Annotated in this window: 23 protein-coding genes and 2 pseudogenes; 8 read left to right on the forward strand and 17 right to left on the reverse strand. The window is 72.2% G+C overall.

Annotation, left to right across the window (positions count from 1 at the left end; genetic code table 11):
* Positions 1-22: 22 nt before the first annotated feature.
* The 8 genes from ACIGXP_RS27960 to ACIGXP_RS27995 form a co-directional block, all read right to left on the reverse strand.
* Positions 23-736, reverse strand: coding sequence for a phosphoadenylyl-sulfate reductase (locus tag ACIGXP_RS27960; protein ID WP_363218527.1), 714 nt, complete (start codon positions 734-736; stop codon positions 23-25).
* Positions 733-924, reverse strand: a complete 192-nt coding sequence (locus tag ACIGXP_RS27965) for a hypothetical protein (RefSeq protein ID WP_363218528.1) — start codon at positions 922-924, stop codon at positions 733-735. The genes ACIGXP_RS27960 and ACIGXP_RS27965 overlap by 4 nt, the downstream gene beginning before the upstream one ends.
* Positions 921-2621 (reverse strand): nitrite/sulfite reductase, encoded by a 1701-nt coding sequence (locus ACIGXP_RS27970; RefSeq protein WP_363218529.1) that lies wholly within the window; start codon positions 2619-2621, stop codon positions 921-923. The genes ACIGXP_RS27965 and ACIGXP_RS27970 overlap by 4 nt, the downstream gene beginning before the upstream one ends.
* 125 nt (positions 2622-2746) lie before the next feature.
* Positions 2747-2830 (reverse strand): putative leader peptide, encoded by an 84-nt coding sequence (locus ACIGXP_RS27975; protein ID WP_309486338.1) that lies wholly within the window; start codon positions 2828-2830, stop codon positions 2747-2749.
* 139 nt (positions 2831-2969) lie between these two features.
* Complete coding sequence (locus ACIGXP_RS27980; RefSeq protein WP_363218530.1) at positions 2970-3542, reverse strand: GNAT family N-acetyltransferase; 573 nt, start codon at positions 3540-3542, stop codon at positions 2970-2972.
* A 161-nt stretch (positions 3543-3703) separates the two neighbouring features.
* Positions 3704-5038, reverse strand: a complete 1335-nt coding sequence (locus ACIGXP_RS27985; protein WP_399772803.1) for a hypothetical protein — start codon at positions 5036-5038, stop codon at positions 3704-3706.
* Positions 5039-5213: 175 nt separating this feature from the next.
* Positions 5214-6500 (reverse strand): GAF domain-containing protein, encoded by a 1287-nt coding sequence (locus tag ACIGXP_RS27990; RefSeq protein ID WP_399773066.1) that lies wholly within the window; start codon positions 6498-6500, stop codon positions 5214-5216.
* 340 nt (positions 6501-6840) lie between these two features.
* A complete protein-coding gene (locus tag ACIGXP_RS27995; protein WP_399772806.1) occupies positions 6841-8478 on the reverse strand; it encodes an acyl-CoA dehydrogenase family protein in 1638 nt (545 codons plus the stop codon).
* A 131-nt stretch (positions 8479-8609) separates the two neighbouring features.
* Between ACIGXP_RS27995 and ACIGXP_RS28000 the strand changes: the two genes are divergently transcribed.
* A complete protein-coding gene (locus ACIGXP_RS28000; protein ID WP_399772809.1) occupies positions 8610-9809 on the forward strand; it encodes a YihY/virulence factor BrkB family protein in 1200 nt (399 codons plus the stop codon).
* Positions 9810-9968: 159 nt separating this feature from the next.
* On the opposite strand, the gene ACIGXP_RS28005 is transcribed toward ACIGXP_RS28000, so the two are convergent.
* A complete protein-coding gene (locus ACIGXP_RS28005) occupies positions 9969-10934 on the reverse strand; it encodes an SDR family oxidoreductase (RefSeq protein WP_399772811.1) in 966 nt (321 codons plus the stop codon).
* A gap of 81 nt (positions 10935-11015) precedes the next feature.
* Between ACIGXP_RS28005 and ACIGXP_RS28010 the strand changes: the two genes are divergently transcribed.
* The 3 genes from ACIGXP_RS28010 (at position 11016) to ACIGXP_RS28020 (ending at position 13750) form a co-directional block, all read left to right on the forward strand.
* Positions 11016-11966 (forward strand): cupin domain-containing protein, encoded by a 951-nt coding sequence (locus ACIGXP_RS28010; RefSeq protein ID WP_399772813.1) that lies wholly within the window; start codon positions 11016-11018, stop codon positions 11964-11966.
* A gap of 187 nt (positions 11967-12153) precedes the next feature.
* A complete protein-coding gene (locus ACIGXP_RS28015; RefSeq protein WP_399772816.1) occupies positions 12154-13005 on the forward strand; it encodes a VC0807 family protein in 852 nt (283 codons plus the stop codon).
* Between the two features lie 58 nt (positions 13006-13063).
* Positions 13064-13750 carry a helix-turn-helix domain-containing protein gene (locus tag ACIGXP_RS28020; RefSeq protein ID WP_399772819.1) on the forward strand — a complete coding sequence of 229 codons (687 nt, stop codon included), beginning with the start codon at positions 13064-13066 and terminating at the stop codon, positions 13748-13750.
* Here ACIGXP_RS28020 and ACIGXP_RS28025 read toward each other — a convergent pair.
* Positions 13733-14134 carry a VOC family protein gene (locus ACIGXP_RS28025; protein ID WP_399772821.1) on the reverse strand — a complete coding sequence of 134 codons (402 nt, stop codon included), beginning with the start codon at positions 14132-14134 and terminating at the stop codon, positions 13733-13735. The two genes, ACIGXP_RS28020 and ACIGXP_RS28025, sit on opposite strands and share 18 nt — an antisense overlap.
* A gap of 96 nt (positions 14135-14230) precedes the next feature.
* On the opposite strand from ACIGXP_RS28025, the gene ACIGXP_RS28030 reads away from it, so the two are divergent.
* Positions 14231-15340: a hypothetical protein gene (locus tag ACIGXP_RS28030; protein ID WP_399772824.1), complete on the forward strand. Its 1110-nt coding sequence runs from the start codon at positions 14231-14233 to the stop codon at positions 15338-15340.
* A 63-nt stretch (positions 15341-15403) separates the two neighbouring features.
* Here ACIGXP_RS28030 and ACIGXP_RS28035 read toward each other — a convergent pair.
* Positions 15404-15968: pseudogene (locus ACIGXP_RS28035) on the reverse strand (VOC family protein).
* A gap of 260 nt (positions 15969-16228) precedes the next feature.
* On the opposite strand from ACIGXP_RS28035, the gene ACIGXP_RS28040 reads away from it, so the two are divergent.
* Positions 16229-17092: an isocitrate lyase/PEP mutase family protein gene (locus ACIGXP_RS28040; protein WP_363218540.1), complete on the forward strand. Its 864-nt coding sequence runs from the start codon at positions 16229-16231 to the stop codon at positions 17090-17092.
* Positions 17089-17352: a hypothetical protein gene (locus ACIGXP_RS28045; RefSeq protein WP_363218541.1), complete on the forward strand. Its 264-nt coding sequence runs from the start codon at positions 17089-17091 to the stop codon at positions 17350-17352. Before ACIGXP_RS28040 ends, ACIGXP_RS28045 begins: the two co-directional genes overlap by 4 nt.
* 211 nt (positions 17353-17563) lie before the next feature.
* On the opposite strand, the gene ACIGXP_RS28050 is transcribed toward ACIGXP_RS28045, so the two are convergent.
* Positions 17564-18577 (reverse strand): hydroxyacid dehydrogenase, encoded by a 1014-nt coding sequence (locus tag ACIGXP_RS28050; protein ID WP_399772828.1) that lies wholly within the window; start codon positions 18575-18577, stop codon positions 17564-17566.
* A gap of 368 nt (positions 18578-18945) precedes the next feature.
* Here ACIGXP_RS28050 and ACIGXP_RS28055 point away from each other — a divergent pair, with 368 nt between their 5' ends.
* On the forward strand, positions 18946-20541 hold the full coding sequence (locus tag ACIGXP_RS28055) for a carboxylesterase/lipase family protein (protein WP_399773068.1): 1596 nt from the start codon (positions 18946-18948) through the stop codon (positions 20539-20541).
* 131 nt (positions 20542-20672) lie between these two features.
* On the opposite strand, the gene mmuM is transcribed toward ACIGXP_RS28055, so the two are convergent.
* From mmuM to ACIGXP_RS28080, 5 genes and pseudogenes are all read right to left on the reverse strand, one after another.
* Positions 20673-21599 carry a homocysteine S-methyltransferase gene (mmuM, locus tag ACIGXP_RS28060; protein ID WP_399772831.1) on the reverse strand — a complete coding sequence of 309 codons (927 nt, stop codon included), beginning with the start codon at positions 21597-21599 and terminating at the stop codon, positions 20673-20675.
* A gap of 63 nt (positions 21600-21662) precedes the next feature.
* Positions 21663-22301 (reverse strand): annotated as a pseudogene (locus tag ACIGXP_RS28065) (histidine phosphatase family protein); the annotation flags it as partial.
* A gap of 49 nt (positions 22302-22350) precedes the next feature.
* On the reverse strand, positions 22351-22821 hold the full coding sequence (locus ACIGXP_RS28070) for an SRPBCC family protein (RefSeq protein WP_363217657.1): 471 nt from the start codon (positions 22819-22821) through the stop codon (positions 22351-22353).
* 21 nt (positions 22822-22842) lie between these two features.
* A complete protein-coding gene (locus ACIGXP_RS28075; RefSeq protein ID WP_363217656.1) occupies positions 22843-23346 on the reverse strand; it encodes a nucleoside deaminase in 504 nt (167 codons plus the stop codon).
* A 148-nt stretch (positions 23347-23494) separates the two neighbouring features.
* Complete coding sequence (locus ACIGXP_RS28080; RefSeq protein ID WP_399772833.1) at positions 23495-25294, reverse strand: carbamoyltransferase; 1800 nt, start codon at positions 25292-25294, stop codon at positions 23495-23497.
* Positions 25295-25310: the final 16 nt, after the last annotated feature.

Consider the following 25310-nt stretch of genomic DNA (forward strand, 5'->3'; position numbering starts at 1 on the left):
TTCTCCTGAATCTGATCGGTCGTCATCCGTGCAGCCCGCACTCGGTCTTGGCCCGCCCGGCCCAGCGGCCGGCGCGCGCGTCCTCGCCCTCCAGGACCCTGCGTGTGCACGGGGCGCAGCCGATCGAGGCGTAGCCGTCCATCAGCAACGGGTTGGTGAGGACGCCGTGTTCGGCGACGTAGGCGTCCACGTCGTCCTGGGTCCAGCGGGCGATCGGGGAGACCTTGACCTTCTGCCGCTTCTCGTCCCAGCCGACGACCGGGGTGTTCGCCCGGGTCGGGGACTCGTCGCGGCGCAGGCCCGTCGCCCACGCCTGGTAGCCCTTCAGCCCCTCTTCCAGGGGCTGTACCTTGCGCAACCTGCAGCACAGGTCCGGGTCGCGGTCGTGCAGCTTCGGGCCGTACTCCGCGTCCTGTTCGGCGACCGTCTGCTTCGGCGTGAGGGTGATGACGTTGACGTCCATCACGGCCTCGACGGCGTCGCGGGTCCCGATGGTCTCCGGGAAGTGGTAGCCGGTGTCGAGGAAGACGACGTCCACGCCCTTGAGCACGCGCGAGGCGAGATGGGCGACCACGGCGTCCTCCATGGACGAGGTGACGCAGAACTTCGCGCCGAAGGTGTCGACCGCCCACTGCAGGATCTCCAGCGCGGAGGCGTCCTCCAGGTCACGGCCCGCCTGCTCGGCGAGTGCCTTCAACTCCCCGGCCGTACGCTGCTGTTCCTCAGCCGTCGTCATATCCGCTCGTCCCCTCCGTTGTCGGCTCGCTGAAGGCCCCGGGCGAGCAGCCCGAGGAACTTCAGCTGGAAGGCGCGGTTGCATGCCGCGCATTCCCAGGCGCCGTGGCCGCCTTCCAGAGCCTCGCTCGGCCGGAGGTCCTCGTCGCCGCAGTAGGGGCAGTAGAAAGGTGCGGCCCGCTCGCTCACGACAGTGCCTCCTCTGAAGCGCGAGAAGCCCAGGCGGCGAACCGCTCGCCGTCCTCGCGCTCCGCCTGGAACCGCTTGAGCACCCGCTCGATGTAGTCGGGCAGTTCGTCCGCGGTGACCTTCAGACCGCGCACCTTGCGGCCGAAGCCCGGCTCCAGGCCGAGCGCGCCGCCGAGGTGCACCTGGTAGCCCTCGACCTGCTCGCCCCGGTCGTCGAGGACCAGCTGGCCCTTGAGACCGATGTCCGCGACCTGGATACGGGCGCAGGCGTTGGGGCAGCCGTTGAGGTTGATGGTGATCGGCTCGTCGAAGTCCGGCAGGCGGCGCTCCAGTTCGTCGATCAGCGTGGCGCCGCGCTGCTTGGTCTCGACGATCGCGAGCTTGCAGAACTCGATGCCGGTGCAGGCCATGGTGCCGCGCCGGAAGGAGGACGGCCGGGCGGTGAGGTCCAGTGCCTCCAGCCCCTCGACCAGCGAGTCGACCTTGTCCTGCTCGACGTCGAGGACGATCATCTTCTGCTCGACGGTGGTCCGCACCCGGCCCGAGCCGTGCGCCTCCGCGAGATCGGCGATCTTCGTCAGCGTGGCGCCGTCGACGCGGCCGACGCGCGGCGCGAAACCGACGTAGAACCGGCCGTCCTTCTGCCGGTGCACACCGATGTGGTCGCGCCACTGCTGGACCGGCTGCTCGGGGGCGGGCCCGTCGATCAGCTTGCGTCCGCCCAGGTACTCGTCCTCCAGCACCTGCCGGAACTTCTCCGCGCCCCAGTCGGCGACGAGGAACTTCAGCCGGGCGCGGTTGCGCAGCCGGCGGTAGCCGTAGTCACGGAAGATCGAGACGACGCCCTCGTAGACGTCCGGGACCTCGTCGATCGGCACCCAGGCGCCGAGCCGCACGCCCAGCTTGGGGTTGGTGGACAGGCCGCCGCCCACCCACACGTCGAAGCCCGGCCCGTGCTCGGGGTGCCGTACGCCGACGAACGCCACGTCGTTGATCTCGTGCACCACGTCCAGCAGCGGCGAACCCGAGATGGCCGTCTTGAACTTGCGCGGGAGGTTCGAGTACGCCTTGTTGTTCAGGACGCGGCGCTTCATCTCCTCCAGCGCCGGTGTGCCGTCGATGATCTCGTCCTCGGCGATGCCCGCCACCGGAGAGCCGATCATCACACGCGGGGTGTCACCGCAGGCGGTGACGGTCGACAGGCCGACGCCTTCCAGCCGGTCCCAGATCTCGGGCACGTCCTCGATCCGGATCCAGTGGTACTGGACGTTCTGCCGGTCGGTGATGTCCGCGGTGCCGCGCGCGAACTCCTGGGAGATCTCGCCGATGACCCGCAGCTGCTGTGTGGTGAGCGCACCGCCGTCGATGCGGACCCGCAGCATGAAGTAGCGGTCGTCCAGCTCCTCCGGCTCCAGGACCGCGGTCTTGCCGCCGTCGATCCCGGGCTTGCGCTGGGTGTACAGCCCCCACCAGCGCATCCGGCCGCGCAGGTCGCTGGGGTCGATCGAGTCGAAGCCGCGCTTGGAGTAGATCGTCTCAATGCGTGTCCGCACATTGAGACCGTCATCGTCCTTCTTGACCTGCTCGTTGCCGTTGAGCGGGGTGAAGTGCCCCACGGCCCACTGACCCTCACCACGGTGACGGCTCACCTTGCGGCGGGGCGCGGAGGCGGCGGGGTTCGGTGGAGTGGCGGCCATGGTTCTACGTCCTTCGGGACCGGTGGGAATCAGCTCTGACCTGCACAGATGCGCGCACGCGGGCAGGCGTGCGCGTCCTTGCGCAAGGAGAATCAGGTACGGGGGTTCGCGGCGGTGCTGGGGGCTCAGCTCGCCGGACAGATGGCGCTGGACATGCGGCCGAGGTCGACGTGCCGCCGACTCACCAAGGCAATTCCAGTTCCAGACATGACGGAAGCGTGTCACGGCGATCTGGACACAGTCCAGCTTTATCCAAAATGCGGACACCCTTGTCCCGGAATGTGGAACAAGGGTGTCGTCGCTCACATACGCTGCGGGAGGGCTTGTCCCGCCAGGTCGGACGGGCTATCAGGCGGGGTGCGCCCCGGGCCACGGCCCCGGCGCCGCCACGTCGGGCTCCAGCTCGACCTTGGTGTCGAACAGCTTGAAGCCGCGCCGCAGGTAGTTGTCCATGGCGAACTCGCCGTCGAGACTGCACGTGTGCAGCCACACCCGCTTCGTCGGCGTCCGCTGCGGCCACCGCTCGGCCAGGTCCCAGGCGCGGGCCGTTCCGTACGACAGCAGATGCCCGCCGATGCGCCGGCCCCGGAAGGCAGGCAGCAGACCGAAGTAGACGATCTCGACGACACCTTCGTCCTGCGGGTCCAGTTCCACGAAGCCGGCCGGGGTTTCCCGGTCGTAGGCCACCCAGGTCTCCACGCCGGGCCGGTCCAGATGCTCCTGCCACCGGGCGTACGTCCACCCCAGCCGGTCGGTCCAGCGCAGGTCGCCACCGACCGACGTGTACAGGAAGCGGCTGAACTCGGGGGAGGGCACCTCGGCACGGACGACCCGGACGTCGCCCTCGGGCGCGGCGGCGGCCAGCAGATCGTCCGGCGAGGTCTGCGCCAGGGACCACGTGGTGACAGGAACACTGCTCATGCGGGCCAGGGAATCATCCCGACAGCCGGTCTGTCGATCGGCCGGCCCGGGCCCCGGACGGCCGCGGCGGCCGTCCCGGCTCAGCGGAGGCCGGGGCGGCTGAACCGGCAAAGCGGTGGCCGGGGCGGTCCGGTGGCCGGACCCGGTCGGCGACGGTCCGGTCAGCTCAGGGCGCGGTCAAGGTCTGGCAGAGGTATGGCGAAGAGCATGCGGTCCGACAGGGACCACACCTCGCCGGTCTCCTGCCAGTAGGACAGCGACCCGGCCGACTGCGCCCAGCAGCGGTGTGAGGCGTCCGCGCCGCAGTGCGCGGCCTTCGCTCCCCTGGAGTCCTGCCGCCACAGGCCGCCGTGCCCGTCCCCTGAGCCGGGCAGATGTCCCACATACCAGGACGGCTGTTCCGCCCCGGGCTGCCGGTACGACAGCACGCCCCGGATCCCGGCCGCCCGCGTCCGGTACGCCTCCACCGCCTGCACCCGCCCCGCGGCATCCGCGGCGAGCAGGCCGCCGCGCGCGGGATCCGTGCTGAACGCGTACCGCCACAGCCGCGCGTTCCGGTCCCCGTCCGGCGCGGTCCACTCCGCGGCGACCAGGCTGTCGGGCACCGTGCCCCGGTCGAGGGCGAGCGCTCCGGGACAGGGCGGCCCGGAGCGGGCGCAGCGGCCCGCGACGAAGTGGTACGAGCCGACCGCGGGCATCACATACCGGTAACCGTCGGCGGACCAGCCGCCGGGCACCCGGCCGATCACGGGCCCGTCCACGCTGGTGCGCTGGATCCGGCCGAGGTCGTAGACGTACAGTGCCTCGGCGCTGCCGGTCCTGGCGGTGACCAGCAGCTTGTCCTGATACCAGACCATCCCGGAGATCCCGGAGTCGAGCCCCCGGTAGTCACGGCCGCCGTCGACCGGCACCACCAGCAGCACCCAGCGGTAGGCGAGCCGGGCGGGGTCGTCGGCGTTCACGAACGCGACCCTGGCCAGACCCCGCTCGTCGGTTCGGTCGGTGGCCGCGCTGTGGGTCCAGCCGGCGAGGACGACCCGGTGGGCGCCCCAGACACCGTCGTCGTCCGCGTCCCCGGAGGTGGTCACCGACGCCGGCCGCCAGGCCGTGCCGGCAGAGTCGGCAGGGTCCCAGCAGTAGGAGCGCGTGGCGGCCGGGGCGACGGGCAGGGACGCGCGGTCGGCGGAGGAGCAGTCGGCGGACTCACGCATCCTGTGGTCGGCGCTCGCCAGGACGGCGTCCACCCCCACCGGAGCGCCCATCGCGGCGGAGAGCCGGTTCAGTGCGCGGGCGGGCACCAGCCGCTCCTGGAGCCGCAGCCCGCCGGTCTGAGCGGGGGAGGAGAGCGGCCTGAGCGCTCCGGGGCTGTCGGTGACGTCCGCCTGGGAGACGCTGATCAGAGTGGCGGCCGCGGTGAGCGCCAGCGCGGTCCCGGTCAGGACCGCGCGCAGCGCAGCGCCCCGTCTGTGCCGGCGATGTCTGCCGCGATGCTTCATCTCGTCCCCTCTTCCAGGGCTCCTTCGCCGCCGGTGCGCGTCGGCCGCCGGCGATCCAACTGCGCCTGATCATCCGTACGTTGGCGCCGTGGCCGACCGGGGAGGCCCCTAGGGGATGCTACGGCAGTAACAGCCCGCGCAGGGCGAAGACCCCGCACATCGGTGGAAGACACGCTCATCGAGCCGCGGGCCCGCCGCCCCGCGCGGCCGTCCGCCTCCGCGTGATCGCCGGTGCCGTGGAGGAAGGCAGCAGGTCACATGGGTCGTCGGGGAGCAGCACCTCGATCTCCGCGTCCTCGCGAAAACGATACGGCCGGTGCTGGAGAAGCTCCCCGAAATACCGCCGGATCCGGGACATCTCAGCCCGTACCGTCACCGTGCGTGAGGGATCCCCGAACAGATCGCCGGCCAGCGCCGCCGCACCGCGGCCGGACCGGTGGGCGGCGAGCAGATACAGCAACTCGGCGTGCCGCGGACTGAGTTCACGCGACCACGACCCCGCGGACCCGGAGACCGTCAGCGTACTGCGGCCCGGCCCGGCCAGGTCCAGCACGATCCGCGTGGTCGTGCCGAGCGGTTCCTCGGCCGCCCGCAGCAACCAGCCCCCGGCCAGCGGCTCCACCGCGCACGAACCCAGTGACGGCAGCCACCGGCGGCCCGGCACCAGCGACTTGGGCAGCGCGACGCGCCGCACGTACGGCATCCCCGACACGGCCGCCGTCCAGCCGTCCCGGTCCACCACCAGCGCCCGCCCGTCCAGCCGGGCCAGCACCGGAGCCGCCACCGACCGCAGCCGCTCCAGCGCGTTCACATGCAGCTCCCGCAGCCGCGCCTCGGCCAGCTTGGCCACCGAGTCCACCCAGGCGAGAGTCGCCGGATGCATCGTCTCCAGCGGACCGCTGACGTCCACGACACCGATCAGCCGCCCGTCCCTGGGGTCGGTGATCGGCGCGCCCGTGCAGGTCCACGAGGTGTGCGAGCGGACGAAGTGCTCGGCGGCGAAAACCTGTACGGGCCGCCTGACGACCGCCGGAGTGCCCACCCCGTTGGTGCCGACGACGTCTTCCCGCCAGTCCGCGCCGAGTTCGAAGCCGAGGCCGTCCGCCTTGCGCAGCACCGGCGGGGCTCCCTCCCGCCACAGCACCCGCCCGTCGGCGTCCGCGACGACCATGATGTGCTGGGCCACATCGGCGACCGAAAGCAGACCCTCACGCAGCACCGGCAGGACATGCCTGAGCGGTGACTCCTCGCGCCGCCGCCGCACTTCCTCCAAGGGCAGCAGACCGGATCTGAAGTCGCGGTCGGGATCGACACCGCTGCGCAGCATCCGTCCCCAGGACTGCTCGATCACCGGCCGGGGCGCGACCCTCGCACGTCGGCCGGCAAGCGTGGCGTCGCGCACCTCGCTCAGCAGCCGCGCCGCCTGTGTCGCGTCCACGGCGGCCAGGCGCGCCACGTTCATCGGCGGGTTCGCCACGGGGGTCCTCCCGGAAAGGGCGTCGAACAGAGTTGTCAAGCCGTCCGGACAGCGGTTTCCGGTCCGGCTGTGCCTCTCATACTGCCGTTCCGGACAGGCCGGAGGCACACACTCCGCGCACGTGCCCCGACAAGTTGCAACCCCTTGCAACCCTGGTGGACGGTCGGAGGGTGGCCGAGACTTGTCGTGTCCGCGGGCTCAACGGGCCCAGGTGGTGGGGGTGGTGCCGTGTCGGCGCAGCACCACCCCTGCCGGGGGCCTGGCCGGCTCTCGCGGCACGGGGTGCCTGGTGGGCGCCCCTTGGGGGAGGACAGCGCAGCCCGTCTCAAGAAATCGGGCGTGCCCGTTCCACAACGGTTTCCAGATCCAGGCTCGTTGGCAGAGTGCCGAACGATGCGCCGTGCTCGCCGCCCAACCGTGAGGCGCAGAAAGCGTCTGCTACCTCCGGTGGCGCGAAGCGGACCAGCAGGGAGCCCTGGAGGGCCAGGGCGAGGCGTTCCACCAGGCGGCGGGCGCGGCCCTCGATGTCGCTCAGGTCGGCGAGTTCGGTGAACAGGTCCTTCACCGCGCGGTCGAGGCGGTGGTCGGCGCCGTGTGCCCGGCCGATCTCGGTCAGGCAGGCGTCCAGCGCGCCCGGCTCCCGCTGCAGCGCCCGGAGCACGTCCAGCGCCTGAACGTTTCCGGCGCCCTCCCAGACGGAGTTCAGCGGCGATTCCCGTACCAGCCGGGGCAGACCCGATTCCTCGACGTAACCGTTTCCGCCCAGGCACTCCGCGGCCTCCACCACGACGGGCGCACAGCGCTTGGTGATCCAGTACTTGGCGGCCGGTACCGCCAGCCGCAGGAAGGCACGCTCCTGCTCGCCGCCGTCGTCGTACGCGGCCGCGAGCCGGAGTGCGAGCGTGGTCGCGGCCTCGGACTCCAGCGCGAGGTCGGCGAGGACATTGCGCATCAGCGGCTTGTCGAGCAGCCGGCCGCCGAAGGCCTCCCGGTGGGTGCAGTGGTGGATCGCCTGCGCCACCGCCTGCCGCATCAGGCCCGCCGAGCCCAGCGCGCAGTCCAGCCTCGTCGCCGCGACCATCTCGATGATCGTCCGCACCCCGCGGCCCTCGTCACCCACCCGGCGGGCCCAGGTGCCGGCGAACTCCACCTCGGCGGAGGCGTTCGAACGGTTGCCCAGCTTGTCCTTCAGCCGCTGGACGAGGAAGACGTTGCGGCTGCCGTCGGGCAGCACGCGCGGCACCAGGAAACAGGTGAGGCCCTCGGGGGCCTGGGCGAGCACCAGGAACGCGTCCGACATCGGCGCCGAGCAGAACCACTTGTGCCCGGTCAGCGTGTACGCGCCGGCCTCGGAGAGCGGCCGGGCCCCGGTGGTGTTCGCGCGGACGTCGCTGCCGCCCTGCTTCTCGGTCATGCCCATACCGAAAAGCACGCCGGCCTTCTGCTCGGCGGGCCGCAGCTCCCGGTCGTAGACCGTGGACGTCAGCCGCGGCTCCCACACGGCGGCGAGCGCCGGATCGGTGCGCAGCGCGGGCACGGCCGCGTGCGTCATCGACAGCGGGCAGCAGTTGCCCGCCTCGGCCTGCGTCCACACCAGGAACCCGGCGGCCCGGCGGACGTGCCCCGACGGCCGGATCCAGGCTCCGGTCAGGCCCGCCGAGACGCCCTTGCCGAGCAGCCGGTGCCAGGCCGGGTGGAAGTCGACCTCGTCGATCCGGTGGCCGTACCGGTCGTGGGTGCGCAGCCGGGGCGGGTGCTCGTTCGCCTGCGTCCCCCACTCCTGCACCTGCGCCGAGCCCGCCGCGCGGCCCAGCGCGGACAGCTCCGCGCGCACCTCGTCCAGCACGTCCGGACCGGTGTGCCGCTCGACGGCCGCCACGAGGGCCCGGTCGGCGGTGAAGACGTCGTAGCCGATCAGCGGGGGCGGCTGGTTCGTCACGGTGTGGGTGGAGAGGCCTGCCATGATGGGGAACCTACCCGGGACGGCGGCGGTGATGGCCTCCAGAGTGGCACAGCGGCGCCGCCGGGCGCGCCGGATGCGGTCACCCGGCCCGGAAGATGAGGGCGGTCCCGTGCTGCGGATACCTTTGGGTCGTGCAGCAGGCAAGTGAACCCCCCGAGCGGCCCGCCGGTCGCCTCCACCGGGCCAGAGCCCTCTACCGGAACGTCTCCAAGCGCAGGACCGCCTGGCTGTTGCTCAAGGACACCGTCAACTCCTGCATGGAGTACCGCATCCTGGGCCTGGCGGCCGAGGCCGCGTTCTTCACGCTGCTGTCCGTGCCGCCGCTGCTGCTCTGCCTCATCGGGCTGCTCGCCTACGTCGACACCTGGACCGGCGCCCACACCATCCGCAGCCTGGAGACCAACATCCTCGACGCCTCGCGGACGGTCCTGTCCGACAAGGGCGTGAAGGAGATCACCCAGCCGATCCTGCACGACGTGATGAAGGGCGGCCGGCCCGACGTCATCTCCATCGGCTTCGTCTTCGCCCTGTGGTCCGGCTCCCGCGCCGTGAACGTCTTCATCGACACCATCACCGTCATGTACGGCCTCGACGGCGTCCGGGGCATCGTCAAGACCCGGATGATGTCGTTCCTGCTGTTCATCGTGGCGCTGCTGATCGGCTCGGTGGCACTGCCGCTGATGGTGGCCGGCCCCGACGCGGTGGTGCGGGTGGTGCCCTGGTCGGAGACGGTGGTGCAGGTCCTGTACTGGCCGGTCGTCATCGTCCTGTCCATCGCCTTCCTGACGACCCTGTACCACGTCTCCGTGCCGGTCCGCTCCCCGTGGATCGAGGACGTCCCCGGCGCCCTGGTCGCCCTGGCCATGTGGGTCCTCGGCAGCTTCCTGCTGCGGATCTACCTCGTGCACACCATCGAGGGCGCCACCATCTACGGCTCCCTGGCCGCCTCCGTCGCCGTACTCCTGTGGATCGGTGTGGCGGCCTTCGCCGTCCTCGTCGGCGCGGCCGTGAACGCCGCGATCGACCGGGTCTGGCCCGCCGCCGCCACGGCCGCCGCCCGCGCGGCCAACGAGCGGATCCGCGAGGCCCAGGCCGCCGAGTACGCCGCCTGGGCCGCGTCGGCCCGCGACAGCGACCCCGACGACCCCGACATGCCCTCCGAGTTCCCCGAGCGCTGGTCCCGCTTCCTGCCCCCGGAGGACGTCACCTCCCGCCTGCGCGCCCACGCCAAGCACGCCCACCACGCCCACAGGGCGAGCGGCCGGCATCCGCACGAGCCCGGCGACGGGGGGACGGGGGGGACGGGGGGGACGGCGGAGCCGCAGAAGTGACGGGACGTGCCGGGGGCCCCGCTGCGGGTCCCACGGGCGCTGTACGGGACCGGTGAACGGCTCCGTGCTGGTGCCGGGGCGTCGGGGCGTCGGGGTTCTGGGCTCCGTGCTGTGCTGGTGTCAGACCGTCCAGGTTCCGGACATCGGCCCGCGCCGGTGTCAGGGCGTCCAGGTTCCGGCCGCCGCCGCCTCCCGGGCGAAGTCGGCGAAGTCCCGCGGCGCCCGGCCCAGTACCTGCCGTACGCCGTCGCAGACATGCCCGTTCCGCCCGTCGAGCAGGGACGCGAACAGCCCGACCAGGTACTCCACCTCCATCGGCGGCACCCCGAACCCGGCCAGCCGCTCACCGTAATCCCGCGGGGACACCGCCCGGTACGCCTGCTCCCGCCCGGCCGCCGCGGCGATCTCGGCGACCGCCTCGCCGAAGGTCAGCAACCGCGGCCCGGACACCTCAAGCGTCCGCCGCACATACCGGTCGCCGCCGGTCAGCGCCGCCACCACCACATCGGCGACATCCCGCACATCGACGAACGGCTCCCGCACCGCCCCGCCCGGGAACACCAGCTCCCCGCCCTCCCGCAGCTCCGCGAGCAGTGGCCCCTCGCTGAAGTTCTGCGCGAACCACGCGGCCCGTACGACCGTCCACCGAGCCCCCGACTCCGCGAGCGCCTCCTCCGTCGGCAGGGCCTGCTCCTCGCCGCGGGCCGACAGCAGCACCAGCCGCCGTACCCCGAGTCCCACCGCCGCACGCGCGAGCCGGCCGACCGTCGCCGGGGCATCCGGCGCGCCCACGTCGAACGGATGGACGAGGTAGGCCGCGTCGGCGCCGCGCAGCACCGGCTCCCAGGTCGACGGGTCCTGCACATCGAAACCCCACGTGCGGGACGCGGCGCGGACCGTCAGGCCCGCAGCGCGTGCCGCCGCCGCGACCCGGCTGCCGGTACGGCCGGAGGCACCGGTCACGACCACCGTCGACACCTCCGCGTCCGGCGTGCGCGGCGCGGCTCCCGCGTTCTTCGGCGTCCGCGCCTCACGTGCGCTCTGCGCGGAGCTCTTCGTGATCCGCGTAGTCCGCTTGTTCTCCGTGTTCTCCGTGTTCTGCGTGTTCTCCGTTTTCTGCGTCATGGCTGCAAGTCAACTGCCGTGCCGGGCCCGGGGACATCGTTGAACCGCTCGCCCCCATGTGCGTGCGTCTACGCTGCCCCCATGGACGCACTCGCGGGCCTGCTGGACGGTCCACGCGCGCACGGCGCCTTCATGATCCGGGCCTGTTTCGACCCGCCCTGGGCCGTGCGCGTGCAGGACGAGGCGCCGCTGACCGTGATGGTCATGGCACGCGGCACCGCCTGCATCACCCCCGACACGGACGGGGAGCCGGTGCGGCTCGGCCCCGGAGACCTGGCGATCGCCCGCGGCCCGGACCCGTACACCTGTGGCGACCGGCCGGACACCGCACCGCAGGCGCTGATCCTGCCCGGCGGCGAGTGCCGCTACCCCGACGGCACCTCCCTGAGCGGTTCCATGGACCTCGGGGTGCGCACCTGGGGCGACCGCCCCGACGCGGGCACGGTGATGCTGATCGGCACCTACCTGATGCGCGGCGAGATCAGCGGGCGCCTGCTCGCCGCCCTGCCGCCCCTGCTGACCCTCCCCGCCGAGGTGTGGGACTGCCCGCTCACGCCCCTGCTCGCCGAGGAGATCGTCCGCGACGAACCCGGCCAGGAGGTGGTCCTGGACCGGCTCCTGGACCTGTTGCTCATCAGCGCCCTGCGGGCCTGGTTCTCCCGCCCGGAGGCGGCGGCCCCCGCCTGGTACCGGGCGCTGGCCGACCCGGTCGTCGGCCGCGCGCTGCGCCTGCTGCAGGACGACCCGGCGCACCCGTGGACGGTGGCCGCGCTCGCCACGAAGGCCGGCGTCTCCCGCGCGGCCCTCGCCCGCCGTTTCACCGGCCTCGTGGGCGAACCCCCCATGTCCTACCTGACCGGCTGGCGGCTCGCCCTCGCCGCCGACCGGCTGCGCGACACCGACCTCACCCTCGACGCCATCGCCCGCCAGGTCGGCTACGGCGGAGCGTTCGCCCTCTCCACCGCCTTCAAGCGCGTGTACGGCGTGAGCCCGCAGGAACACCGGGCCGGCCGCGGCGGGGGCCGGCCCTGAGAGCTCGGCGCTGAGGGGGCGCGACGAGGCAGTCTCTCCACCCGGTGGGTGATGGGGTGTTCCACCCATCTTCCACCCGTCTCTCCACCCCTGCTCCGATCCACCCTGCATGGCCCCTCACCTAGCGTTTTCCGCAGGCCGGTGCTGTCCGGCAGCGGACATGGCGCGGGACGAGGAGGCGGACGACATGGTGGACGTTGCGGACATGACGAGCCGGGAGCGACGGTCACGCACGGAACCCGGTGCGGGGGCGAGCACGCGGGTGAGCACGAAGGCGGGTACGCGGGCGAGCACCAAGGCAGGTAGGGGCGGGCCGGCCCGCAGCGCGCTGCCGGCGATCGCCGCCGACCTCGCCCTGCCGCTCCTCGTCTACTACGCGGCCCGCGCCCTCGGTGCCGGACAGGGCCCGGCCCTGCTGCTCAGCGGCGCGCCACCCGCCCTGCGCCTGGTGACCGGCGCGGTCCGGCAGCGCCGCATCGACGGCATGGACCTGTTCGTCACCGTGCTGCTGGCCGCCGCCGCGCTGACCACTCTGATCGGCGGCAGCACCCGGATCCTGCTCTTCAAGGACGCGGCGCTGTCGCTCGTCGTCGGCGGCTGGGTGCTCGGCACCGGGTTCACCGGCAGGCCGCTGGCCTTCCAGCTGGGACAGCGCCTGCATCGAGGCACGGCGGTCCGGATACGGGCGAGGATGTGGCAGGACTCCGCCGAGTTCCGCCGGGGCCTGCGTGTCCTGACCGTGGTCTGGGGCGTCGAGCAGCTGCTCGACGGGGGCATCGGCACACTCGCCGCCGCCACGCTGCCGACCGACGTGGTGCCGCTGCTCGGCCGCGTCGTCTCGTTCCTGCTGTTCGCCCTGGCCGCCGCGGTCACCGCCGCCTACGCCCGCCGTTTCCGCACCCGGCACGGTCTTCCGCTGTTCGGAGCCCGCGACACCGGGGGCGGCGCCGGAGATCCGACCGAGGGACGGCACGCTGCGGCGAACGGCGCGATACACACCCCGGCGTCCCCACCACCCCCGGCCCGGCGCCCGAGTTGAGCCGGCGATCGGGTCGCACGCCCGGCGGCGAGCGTCGCCGGCGACGTAGGCTGGCCCCGTGTACGCGGAGCGGGCGTCCCGGCTGACCGGCGCGGTCGTGTGGACGAGCACCCCGGAGGGGCCGGGTGGCAAACCCGTGCTGCCCGACGGCTGCATGGACCTGCTGTGGAGCGAGGGCCGGCTGCTGGTCGCGGGCCCCGACACCCGCCCCCACGTCCCCGAGGGCCGGCCCCGCCGCTGGGCAGGCATCCGTTTCTTCCCCGGTACCGCGCCCGCCCTGCTCGGCGTGCCCGCGCACGAACTGCGCGATGTGCGGGTCGAGTTGGCCGACCTCTGGCCCGCCGCCCGGGTCCGGTGGCTGCGCGACCGCGTCGAGGCGGCGCCCGACCCGGCGACGGCACTGGAGGACATCGCCCTGGAACAGGCCGAGCGGACCACGGCCCCCGACCCGCTGCTGCACCGGCTGGTGAAGCGCCTGGACGAGGGCCGCCCGGTGTCCGCCACAGCCGCGGAACTCGGCCTCGGCACCCGCACGTTGCACCGCCGCAGCCTGGCCGCGTTCGGCTACGGCCCCAAGACGCTGGCCCGCATCCTGCGCCTGCAGCGGGCGCTGGCGCTGGCCCGCTCCGGGACGCCGTACGCCGAGACGGCCGTCCGCGCTGGGTATGCCGACCAGCCTCACCTCGCCCGCGAGGTGCGGAACTTGACGGGTATGCCGCTCGGGGAGCTACTCGGCGGCGGGTAGCGGAGCGAACAGGTCGACGCCGTTGCCGTCGGGGTCGTGCACGGTGGCGTACCGCTGTCCCCAGAACGCGTCCCACGGCTTCAGCTCCCCGTGGTATCCGGCGGCCACCAGGTCCTCGTACAGGGCGTCGACCTCGGCGGGCGAGCCGCACCGGAAGGCGAGCCCCATGCGCCCACCGCCCTCGGGCGGCCGCCAGCCGGGGTGGAAGGAACGGACGGTCTCCTCGGTGTCCAGGGCGAAGTTCAGTCCCCCGGGCAGTTCGGCATGGACGTGCGGCTGCTCCTCGGCTCCCTCGGGGAAGGCGAGTCCGAGGCGACGGTAGAAGGCGAGCGAGGCTCCCATGTCGGAGGTCACCACGCCGATCAGGGCGAATTGTGCAGTCATGCGGCCACCGTAGGCAGGGGTGGACCGGCCGGTCTTGAAGGAATCGGACACCGGAGGCCCGGGAAAAGACGTTGCCCGGCGGCCGTTCCGGCCGGGATGATCCCGCTGATCGGTGCCGAGGTGGGGGAGTGGCTGTTGGGGGACGTGTTCGTCTGTGCGGGGTGCGGTGCGGAGCTGACGGTTCCCCTGGCGCGGGTCGCGCTGCCGGTGGGGGCCCGGCAGAGCGTCGGGCATGAGATGCTCCCCGCCCTGATGGAGTCGGGGACGTACGCCGTCGACCCGCAGCCCTGGGGTGCGCCCTGGCGGCGGTGGGAGGACCTCGGCGCCCAGGAGGCGGCGGACCGCGGCGTGTTCGCGCCGGTGCCCGCCCTGTCCTTCGGTCCGCCGGGCTCGGTGGTCCTCGCGCCGGGCGACGTCCGGGGCACGGTGCTCGTTCCCGAACGGTGCGGCGACGGCTGCCTGGGTCTGGACGGCAGCGGCGGCCCCAATCTGGCCTGCGCCGACTGCGGCCGGCCCGTGGCGACCCGTATCGACGACTGCTGCTACTGGCAGACGGTCAGACTCCACCCGGCCGCCGTACACCGCCTCGCCGGCCCCGCTCGCCCCGCCGCCGACTGGGACACCGTCGTCCGGGAGCTCACGGAGCACGGGGAGCGGAGCACACCTCCGGTCGAACCGGGCGGCATGTGGAGCCCGCTCTGGGAGGCGGGCGCGAGCGTCGCCCTGGCCCATCTGCTGGCGGCGTCGGAGGGTGAGCCGGTGGCGCTGCCCGGCGGGCTCGTCACGGACGTGTTCGGCCGCGCGCTGGCCCGCCTGCTGCCGTCCGGCGTGCCGCAGCGGACGCTGTCCCTGGCCGGCCCGGGTCTCCCGGTCCTGTCCGCTCCCGGCATCGCCCTGGTGCCGGTGCACCCCCAGACCGGTGAGGTGTGGCAGCCGGACGGCGGCACCCCGGCCGTGCCGCTGCCGGTCGGCGTCTGGTCGGGCCTGGCCTTCCCGCACGACCGGTCGCGGCTGCCCGTCACCGGCGGTCTGCCCCGGGACGTCCAGCGCGACGACCCGCTGCCGCTCCGCCCGTGGCGCCCGTTCGGCTTCGACCGGAGCCTGCTCCTGCACACGCTCGCCCGGCTGCCCGAGGTGCGCCGGCCCTGGCTGCGCCGCATCCACGACCGGGTCTGCGAACTGCCGTGGTCCCCCGGTCTGTTCTAGCGACCGGCGCCCGGACCTCCGACCCGCCTGCGCGCCTGACCGGCTTCAGCCGGAGGTGACCGCTCAGCCGAAGGTGACCGGTCCCTCGGGGGTGTCCACGGTGAAGGTGAGAGCGGCCGGTCCTACGGTGAGCGCCAGCCCGGTGCCGAGGGCGGCCAGCGCGCCGCGCACCTCCTCAGGGTCCGGCGCCGTGGCGGACACCTCCAGCAGCGGGGTGACCGGCAGGCCCGTGGCAGCCGGGTGGCGGGTGTCGCCCCAGTCGATCAGGAACGGGACCAGACCGGAGGGATGCGCACGGCCGCCGTCGGTCAGCCGCCACCGCAGCACGGTGCCGTCCGGCGTACGGCGGCTCATCGTGCGCACCGGACCGGGGTCGTGGCCCCGCGCGCGGGCCGCCGTGATCGCCGTGTCCAGGTCGGGCGGGCTGATCGCCCAGGTCAGCGTGCGCGGCCCGGCCGGCAGGTCGACCCCGAACGGCCGCGGCCAGATGGTTGCGCGTGCCGAGGCCGGGATGCACACCGCCGGGCACGGGCGTCACCCCGGTCAGCCGCGCGAAGTCGGCGACCGTCGCCGCCACGTCGGGTGTGGCGAGCACGAGATGGTCCAGGAACGGAGGAACGGCGTTCATGCCGGGCGACGCTACGATCACCGCACCTGTGCCTCAAGGGGGTTGGAGCGCTTCAAGGGGGCTGGAGCGAGCAGCGACTGGTCGGGACGGCTCCCTGCGTGACGTTTCTGCGGTGAACCGGTTCCGCCATTGGAGTGAGTAAAGCTCGCTTACGTGGATGGTCATGTGAGTATCTAGAGATGCTCTTGTCTTGGCAAAGGGCTTCGAGGCGCGGTGGTCCATCCGGCCCCGCGTCACCCACCCACAGGAGGAGCCGGACCTTGACTTACGGTAAGAAGCTGCGCGAGCGGATCGCCGGACCCGGGACCACACCGCTGATCGGCGTGTACGACATGTACTCGGCGTCGATCGCCGCCAAGCACTATGACGGGATGTTCGTCTCGGGCTTCGGGTTCGCGGCCTCGTACTACGGGCTGCCGGACATCGGTTTCATCGCCTGGCCCGACATGGTGGCCTTCGTCCAGCGGCTGCGGGGCGCGTTCCCGCACCATCACCTGCTGGTCGACATCGACGACGGGTACGTCGACCCCGAGGTCGCCTGCCACGTCGTCGAGGGGCTGGAGCGCATCGGCGCCTCCGGGGTGATCCTGGAGGATCAGAAACGGCCCCGCCGCTGCGGCCACGCCGACGGCAAACAGGTGCTGCCGCTGGAGGAGTACCTGGAGAAGCTGCACAAGGTACTCGAGACCCGGAGAGACCTGGTCGTCGTCGCCCGTACGGACGCCACCGACGAGCACGACATCCTGCACCGCGCCGAGCGGCTGGCCGCGACCGACGCCGATGTGGTCCTGGTGGACGGCGTGCGCAGCGTCGAGTGGATCAAGCGCATCCGTGAGGTCGTCGGAAGCAAGCCGCTGCTGTTCAACCAGATCGCCGGCGGCAAGTCCCCCCGCCTCTCCCTCGGTGAACTGTCCGACCTCGGCGTCGATGTCGCGATCTACAGCACCCCGTGCCTGTTCGCCGCGCACGAGGCGATGGACTGCGCGCTCACCGAACTGAAGGCGGCCGACGGCCGGCTGCCGGAGGTGGATCCGACGAGCGGGATCGGGGTGAAGGCCGCCACCAGCCTGCTCGAACGCAACATCGCCCGCGAGCGGCTCACCCCCGAGGGCGTGGGCGTGTGACCGGCGTCGTACCCCGGCTCGGGATGGCGGCGGCGGTCGCCGTCGCGGTGCTCGCGGCCGGTGCGGCACCGGCAGCCGCCTCCGGCAGCCTGATCACCGTGGTCGACAACTCCCACGCCGACTCCTGGCTGGAGGTCGACCGCACGGCCAACGTCCAGACCGGCAAGGGCACCGCAGGCAGCGACCACGACGGCAGCGCCGTGGACGCGATCGAGGCGCTCGCCGGATCCGGCCACCAGCGCAGGGAGGTCTGGGACTGAGCGACCGGGAGACGACCGGTCGCCCGGCGGCAACCGATCGCCCGACGGCAACCGATCGCCGACGCCCGGTCGTTGACGACGACGGCCGGGCACCCCGTAGGGCGGCGCCCGGGCGTCGGCCCTGCCGGCATCACGCGGTGGGCCGCTCCCCGGGCGGCGCGGCCGTGCTCGCGCGCGGTACACCTGTGGACAACGGTCCCGGCCGCGCGCATCAGGCGACCCGGGCCAGGTCCGCGTGCCGCACCTCGTGCCGCGGCGGCACGCCCTCGGCCAGCCGCTCCAGCTCCTCCACGACGATCAGACCCAGCCGCTCCAGCTCATTGCCGAGCGAACCCGCGATGTGCGGGGTCAGGAAGACGTTGGGCAGCTCGTACAGCGGGGAGCCGGCGGGCAGCGGCTCGGGCTCGGTGACGTCGAGGACCGCGCGCAGGCGCCCCGAGACCAGCTCCTTTGTCAGCGCGTCCTGGTCGACCAGTGCACCGCGCGCCGTGTTGATCAACGCGCCCCCGTCCGGGATGAGCGCGAGCCGGGCCCGGTCCAGCATGTGGCGGGTCTCGGGGATGTCGGGAGCGTGCAGGCTGACGATGTCGCTGTGCCGCAGCAACTCCTCCAGCGGCAGCGGTTCCGCCCCCAGGGCGGCGGCCTCGGCGGAGCTCACACAGGGGTCGTGCAGCAGGACCGTGAGGTCGAACGGCCGCAGCAGCTCCATGAGTCGACGGCCCACACGCGAGGCTCCGATGACCCCGACGCGGCGCCCGAGGTTGCCGGTGGAAGCGGTTTCGGCGAGGGTCGGCCGGGCGTGGGTGCGGCGGTAGCGCTCACGGTGCTCGAAGGCGTCCTTGCCCAGGAGCAGGATCATCGCCAGCGTGTACTCCGCCACCGGCAGCGCGTTGCCCGTGACCGCGCTGGACACGGTGACGCCCTGTTTCCACACGGCCTCGCCGACCAGTGAACGGACCGAGCCCGCGGCGTGCAGGACGGCACGCAGCCTCGGTGCGGCGGCGAGGACACCGGCGTCCAGGTGCGGGCAGCCCCAGCCGGTGAGCAGGACCTCGGCCCCGGCCAGGGCGCCGGCCACCGCCGGATCGGCGAAGTCCCGTACGACGAGCGCCGGGTCGACGTCGGCCGTCCGCCTCAGCCGGGCCATGAGCGGCGGGGGGAAGAGCAGCGGGAGGTGCACCGGATCCATCGCGAACACGGCCCGTGGCGGCGGGGGGCTGGGCATGACTCTCCTGACGAAACGGCAGTAGTAACGCTTCAGAAAGCGCGTTCTACCGTATGTCTGCCGGGAATGGCCGGTCAATCGGTGGGGGCGGGGCCCGATTTGGCCGGGGCGGTCCCGGTGGTGCAGGCGGTTCGGACAGTGCAGGGTGGGGACGCGGAGCCGGTGTGCCGCCGCCTACCGGAACGCCCTGCGCCGGCGGGCCAACAGCTTCCCGCCAAGTGACCGACCCCGCACGCACCGCCCCTCCGTAACCCGAACGGCCCTCCCGCGCGCCCGTGCGCCGGAATACGGGACGCTCTTGTGGTGCTCTGTTGTTGCACAGTGCACAAGTGCGCGTGCACGAGTGCGCGGCGAAGGGCTGGTGGGCGATGACGGCAGACCAGGCGAACCCCGCGGCCGGAACAGACCGGGCGGACCCTGTGGTCCGGACGCCGTACGGGGCCGTACGCGGCCGGTACGAGCACGGCATCGCGGTGTTCCGGGGCATCCCGTACGCCGCCCCGCCCTTCGGGCCCCGCCGGTTCCGCCCGCCCGAGCCGCCCGAGCCCTGGTACGGCGTGCGCGACGCCGGGGCCTTCGGGCCGACCGCGCCGAAACCGCCGTACTCCGAGGCGTTCGCGCAGTATCTCTCCGACCCGGAAATCCCCGGCGACGACTGCCTCAACATCAACGTATGGACCCCGGACCCCGGTCACGGAGCCCGGCTCCCGGTCCTCGTCTGGCTGCACGGCGGCGCCCTCACGAGGGGATCCTCGGCCGTGCCCGTGTACAACGGGGCCACCTTCGCCCGGGACGGCGTGGTCTGCGTCTCGGTCAACTACCGGCTCGGCGTCGAGGGCTACGGACTGTTCCCGGACGCACCCCCGAACCCCGGCCTGCGCGACCAGCTGGCCGCCCTGTGCTGGGTGCACGACGCCATCGCGGCCTTCGGCGGCGACCCGGACCGGATCACCCTGTGCGGCCAGTCGGCCGGCGCCATCAGCGCCGGTGTTCTGCTCGCCGCACCCCACACCCGCGGCCTGATCCGCCGGGCGGTGCTGCAGAGCGGCCCGCCCGAGGTCTCCGAGCGCGACAAGGTACGGCGCATGGTGCGCCGCATGGCCACCCGGCTGAAGATCCCCGCCACCGCGGCGGCCTTCGCCGCCGTCGACCGCGACCTGCTGCTGCGCGCCCAGGCCGAGGCCGGCCGGCTCAGCAGCCCCGTCCTGGGCGGACCGCAGTTCGGCATCGTCGTGGACGGCGACCTCGTGCCCCGCGACCCGCTCAAGGCCCTGATCGACGGTGACGCCGCCCCCGGCGTCGAGCTGCTCCTGGGCTGGACCCGCGACGAGTACCGGCTCTGGCTGGTGCCCGGCGGGCTGCTGGAGCGCGTCGACCGGCTCGGCCCCGTCGCCCTCGCGGGGGCCATGGCCCGCTGCCACGCCGGCCACGAGGTACCGCGCGGCTACCGCACCCTGCACCCCGACGCCGGCACCGCCGAGATCGTCGGCCAGATGGTCACCGACCACCTGCTGCGCGTTCCGCTGCACCGTCTCGCCGACGCCCGCCCGGGCACCTCCTACCTGTACGAGTTCGCCTGGCCGTCCCGGCTTCCCGGCCTCGGTGCATGCCATGCCCTTGAGCTGGGATTCGTCTTCGACAGCGGTGACATACCCGAATCGAAGAAACTGGCCGGCGAGGGCGCCCCGCAGGAACTGTGCGACGCGATGCACGGAGCCTGGGTGCGCTTCGCGACGACCGGGAATCCCGGCTGGCAGGCCTGGGACGCATCCCATCCGGTGCGGATCTTCGGCGACGGTGAACCGCATATCGCATACGGTCCACGGGATGCAGCATGCACGCTCTGGCAGACCTCCCCCACGACCCCGTCCCCCGACCCTGCCGACGACATCAGGGCCCCCGGAGCGGAACTGGCGGCGGCGGTACGGCGGTTGCGACGGTCGGCCGGGAGCCGACGCCGCTGACAGCCGACGGCCGACAGTCGACGGCCGACGGCCGACGGTCGACAGCCGGCGCCCCGGGGGCCTGCGGGCCAGGTGCCGTACGAGCTGCGCCGTAGGGACACGGGCAGGTGCCTCGGCGCCGGACGAGCGGCTCAGGCCCTGCCCAGCGCCCGCGCGATCGAAGTGATCGCCTCCGGCCCCACCCGGCAGCATCCCCCGATGAGCCGTGCGCCCGCGTCCCGCCACGTCCCGACCTGCCCGGCGCCGAATCGCGTACGCCCCGTCCAGGCGCGTGCCTCGGCATCCCAGGTCTCCCCGCTGTTCGGATAGACGACGACCGGCCTGCCGGTGACCCGCGCCGCGATCTCCACCGCGGGTTCCACGTCGTCGGGCGCGCAGCAGTTCACTCCGACCGCGATCACCTCTTCCACGTCGGCGGCGAGGCCGAACGCTTCCTCCAGGGGCTGTCCGGCACGCGTTCGCCGGCCGTCGACGGTGTACGACAGCCAGGCCGGCACTCCGAGTCCGCGTACCGCCCGCATCAGCGCGGCACCCTCGTCGGCGTCCGGCACGGTCTCCAGCGCGAGGACGTCCGGCGCGGCGGCGGCCAGCACCTCCATGCGCGGCCGGTGGAACCGCTCCAGCTCTGCCACGCTCAGCCCGTAACGGCCCCGGTACTCGGATCCGTCCGCGAGCATCGCGCCGTACGGCCCGACCGAGGCCGCCACCCACAGAGGCCGTTCGACGCCCTCGTCCCCGGCCTGCCGGGCGGCGTCCCGGGCGAGGTCCACGCTCAGCATGAGCAGGCGCGCTGCGTCGTCATGACCGATACCGCGTCGCGCGAAGCCTTCGAAGGTGGCCTGGTACCCGGCGGTGATGGCCACGTCGGCGCCCGCGCGGAAGTACGCGAGATGGGCTTCCGCAACCGCTTCCGGCCGCTCGGCGAGCAGCCGCGCCGACCACAGCTCGTCGCTCAGGTCGTACCCGGCGGACTCCAGCTGGTTGGACATGCCGCCGTCGAGCACGACCGTCCCGGCGGCGAGCGCGTCGGCGAGGCTGGGGGAGGTGTTGCTGATCATGTCATGACGCTAAGGATTTGTTCCGCGATGCACCAGGGGGTGAGGGCCGCTCGGGACCGGAGCTTACGGTGCCCCCGCCTGCCGAAGGTGCCCCGTGTCATTGAGCAGCTGCACCGACGCCTCCCCGTCCGCGAAGTACGCCACCGCCGACAGTGACGCCGCCGCCAGTTCCATCCGGAACAGCGACTGCGGCGGCGCACCCAGCGCCAGCCGCACCAGCGTCCTGAGCGGCACGACGTGCGAGACGACCAGCACCGTTCCCCCGGCATGCCGGGTCAGCAGCGCGTCCCGTGCCGCCGCCACCCGCCGTGCCACCGCGTCGAGCGATTCGCCGCCGCCCGAGGGTGCCGCCGCCGCGGACTTCAGCCACGCCGTCAGGTCATCCGGGTAGTGCTCGCGCACCTCCGCGAAGGTCAGCCCTTCCCAGGCGCCGAAGTCCGCCTCCCGCAGGTCCTTCTCGACGTGTACGGGAAGGCCCAGCTGCCCGGCTACCGCCTCAGCCGTCTCCCGGCAGCGCCGCAGCGGTGAGGAGACGATCGCCTGTACGACGCCGCGGGCGGCCAGCAGTGCGGCGGTCGCCTCGGCCTGCCGCCGCCCGGTCTCCGACAGCGACGGATCCGGGCCGCCACTGCCGGACAACCGTTTCTCTGGCGTCAGTGGCGTCTCACCGTGCCGCAGCAGCACGAGTGTCGTCGCCGTGCCCCGGCCGGCCGGCCTGCCGGGGGTGACCGGGGCGGCCACACGACACCCCCTAGTTCGCCGACGGTGCGAAGTGATCGCGCACCGAGTTCGTCTGTCGCTCCATCATGGCGATGATGCCCTCGATGACTTCGGGGTCGGCGCCGTCGGCGATCGTCAGCTCTCGCGACCACTCGAAGTAGCTGCGGTCCGGATCGTTGGTGATCGGACGGACCCGAAGGGTGGCGAGATAGCTGGAGACGCCCGAGGTCGGCGCGACGGCTCGGTAGGTGGAGGACCGCTCCACCTCGTTGCGTCCGGCGACCTCCTGCTGGACCAGGCCTTCGTTGAACACCAGCGTGAAGTCGTACCGTGCCGGAACCCGTTCCAGCGCGCCGTCCTCGGCCCAGCTCACGTCCTTCACCGCAGGTCCGGACACGATCTTCACCAGCTTCATGGGGTCGCGGACCTCCGCCCAGACGGTGTCCGGATCGGCGTCGACGATCGTCGAGTGGTGCATCGTGTGCTTACGCGTGATCGTCACGGGAACTCCTCGTCAGTGATGTCAGTAGGCGATGCGGTCGGCTTTGGCCAGCCACGCGTCGAACGGCGCCGTGCGGTTCGGCAGGTCCAGGTGCTCCACCGACATCGGCCACATCGACTGGGGCCTCTTCTCGAACAGGTCGTAGAAGGTGCGGTCGTCGAAGCCGGCCACCGCGGCGTCGTGCCGGTCGGCGGAGTAGACGAGCCGGTCGACGCGCGCCCACAGTGAGGCGGCCAGACACATAGGGCACGGCTCACAGGACGTGATCAGGACACACCCCTCGAGCGAGAAGGTGTTCAGCTTCTTGCAGGCGGCGCGCATCGCGCTCACCTCGGCGTGTGCGACCGGGTCCAGGGTCGAGGTGACCTGGTTGTTCCCGGTCGCGACGACCTCGCCGTCCTTGGCGACCAGCGCGCCGAACGGACCGCCGCCGTTCGCCACGCTGTCGGTGGCCAACGTGATCGCCTTGTGCATCCAGGCGCGCTCGAACTCCTGGACGGTCGTTTCCTGGGTGTGGATGGTCATGGTGAGTCCTTCGGGGAGAGGGTGGAGGGGGCGGACAGGGCGGAGAGGGCGTTGGACGCTCTCGCCGGAGACGTCCTGGCGGGTAAGCACCGCGTGAACGCCGCGCTGCTGAGATCCCGGGGGGTGCGGGCCGGCGACGTCCGGGTGGTCATCGGGCGGTCTCCGGCTTGGTGACGAGATAGTTGCCGAGCACGAGGTGGTCGATCTCCGTTCCGAGGAAGCAGTTCAGGGCGTCGGCGGGGGTGCAGACGATCGGTTCGCCGGCGACGTTGAACGAGGTGTTGATCAGGCAGGGCACGTCGGTGAGTTCGGTGAACCGGCCCAGCAGGGCCGCCAGCCGCGGCGTGTCCCGGCCGGTGATCGTCTGCACCCTGGAGGTGCCGTCGACGTGGGTCGCACCGGGAATCACGTCGCGGAATTCAGGCCGCACCGGGAAGACGAACGTCATGTACGGCGAACGCGCTTTGCGCCCCATGTCGAAGACCTTCGGCGCGTCCGACTCAAGGACGAGCGGTGCGAACGGGCGGAACGGTTCACGGTGTTTCACCCGGGTATTGATGATGTCCTTGATGTCCGGGAACTTGGGGTTCGCGAGAATACTGCGATGCCCCAATGCCCGAGGGCCGTGCTCGATCCGGCCCTCGTACCAGCCGATGACGACCTTCTCGGTGAGAAGTTCCGCCACCTGGGCGACGACCTCGTCGTCGTCCAGCCTCTTCCACACCACTCGACCGGCGGACTCCCGCAGGGCCTGCTCGATCGTCGAGTCGTCGTATTCCGGTCCGAGGTACGGAGTGACCGGCGGCGCGGACTTGTTTCTGCCGGCGTGGTCAGAGTGATGGAGCCAGGCGTGGACCGCGGCGCCGATGGTGATGCCGGTGTCGCTGGCGCCGAAACTCACGTCCATGTCGTCGAACCGCGACGCCTCGAACAGCGGGGTGTTGTTCAGGCAGTTCAGCGCCACGCCGCCTTCGAACAGCAGGCGGTTCAGATCCGTCTTTCCTTCCAGCGCGCGGAGCTGGTGGTTCGTGACGACGGTGAGCATCTCCTGAGCCGCGGCAGCCACCCGGGCCTTGTACTCAAGGGTGTCCTGCACAGGGCCGAAGTGCTGCTCGAAGAGGGGGTCGAAACCGCGCGGGTTGTCCGTCTCCAGGGGCCTGCAGAAGGTGTAGCGCCCGTCCTCCTGCAGTTCGACGATGTGCTCCAGGAACGGGTTCGGTGCGGGGGGCTTGCCGAATCCGGCCAGGCCCATGATCTTGTACTCGTCATTGTTGGGCACGAAGCCCAGGTAGCGCGTGATCGCGGCGAACAGGAGCCCCATCGAGTATTCCGCGCCGATGGTCGACTCGTCGAAGACACGGATCCGGCCGTCGCGGATTTCTCCGGTCAGCGACGAGAATCGTTCGGCGCGGCCGTCACTGACGAGGAACGCGGCGTCCTTCATGCCCGCCAGGTAATAGCCGGTCATCGCGTGGGCGAGGTGGTGCGGTACGAACACCACCTTGTCCGGATCGGGCGTGAAGCCGGTGCGCGCGGCGAAGTCGGCGAGGATCGCGTCATGGCCGACGGCCCCGGTGAACAGCTCGCCGATGTCCCTGACGAGATCCAGCTTCGCCGAGGGCGCCATGGGCGCGGATGTGATGTCGGACAGCATTCCGTCCAGGACCTCCGCGGAGAAGTCCCAGGGGACGGCGATGAGGTCGACGTCGGAGAACTCCAGTCCCGCCGATTCAAGGCACCACTGCACCGCGTTGACCGGAAAGTCGGAGGTCTTCTTCTCGCGGTTCAGCCGCTCTTCCTCCACGGCGGCGACCAGCTCGCCGTCCACCAGGAGTGACGCACCCGCGTCGTGCCCGAGGAGGTAGTGCCTTTCGGTGCCGACCGCGCCGAAGTGTTCGGCGAAGATTCCCGAAACGTGAGTGAAGCCGTTGCACCCCAAGACAATCATGACAATTCCCTTCTTC

The organism is Streptomyces sp. NPDC053069 (assembly GCF_044546895.1).
Taxonomy (GTDB): Bacteria; Actinomycetota; Actinomycetes; order Streptomycetales; family Streptomycetaceae; genus Streptomyces.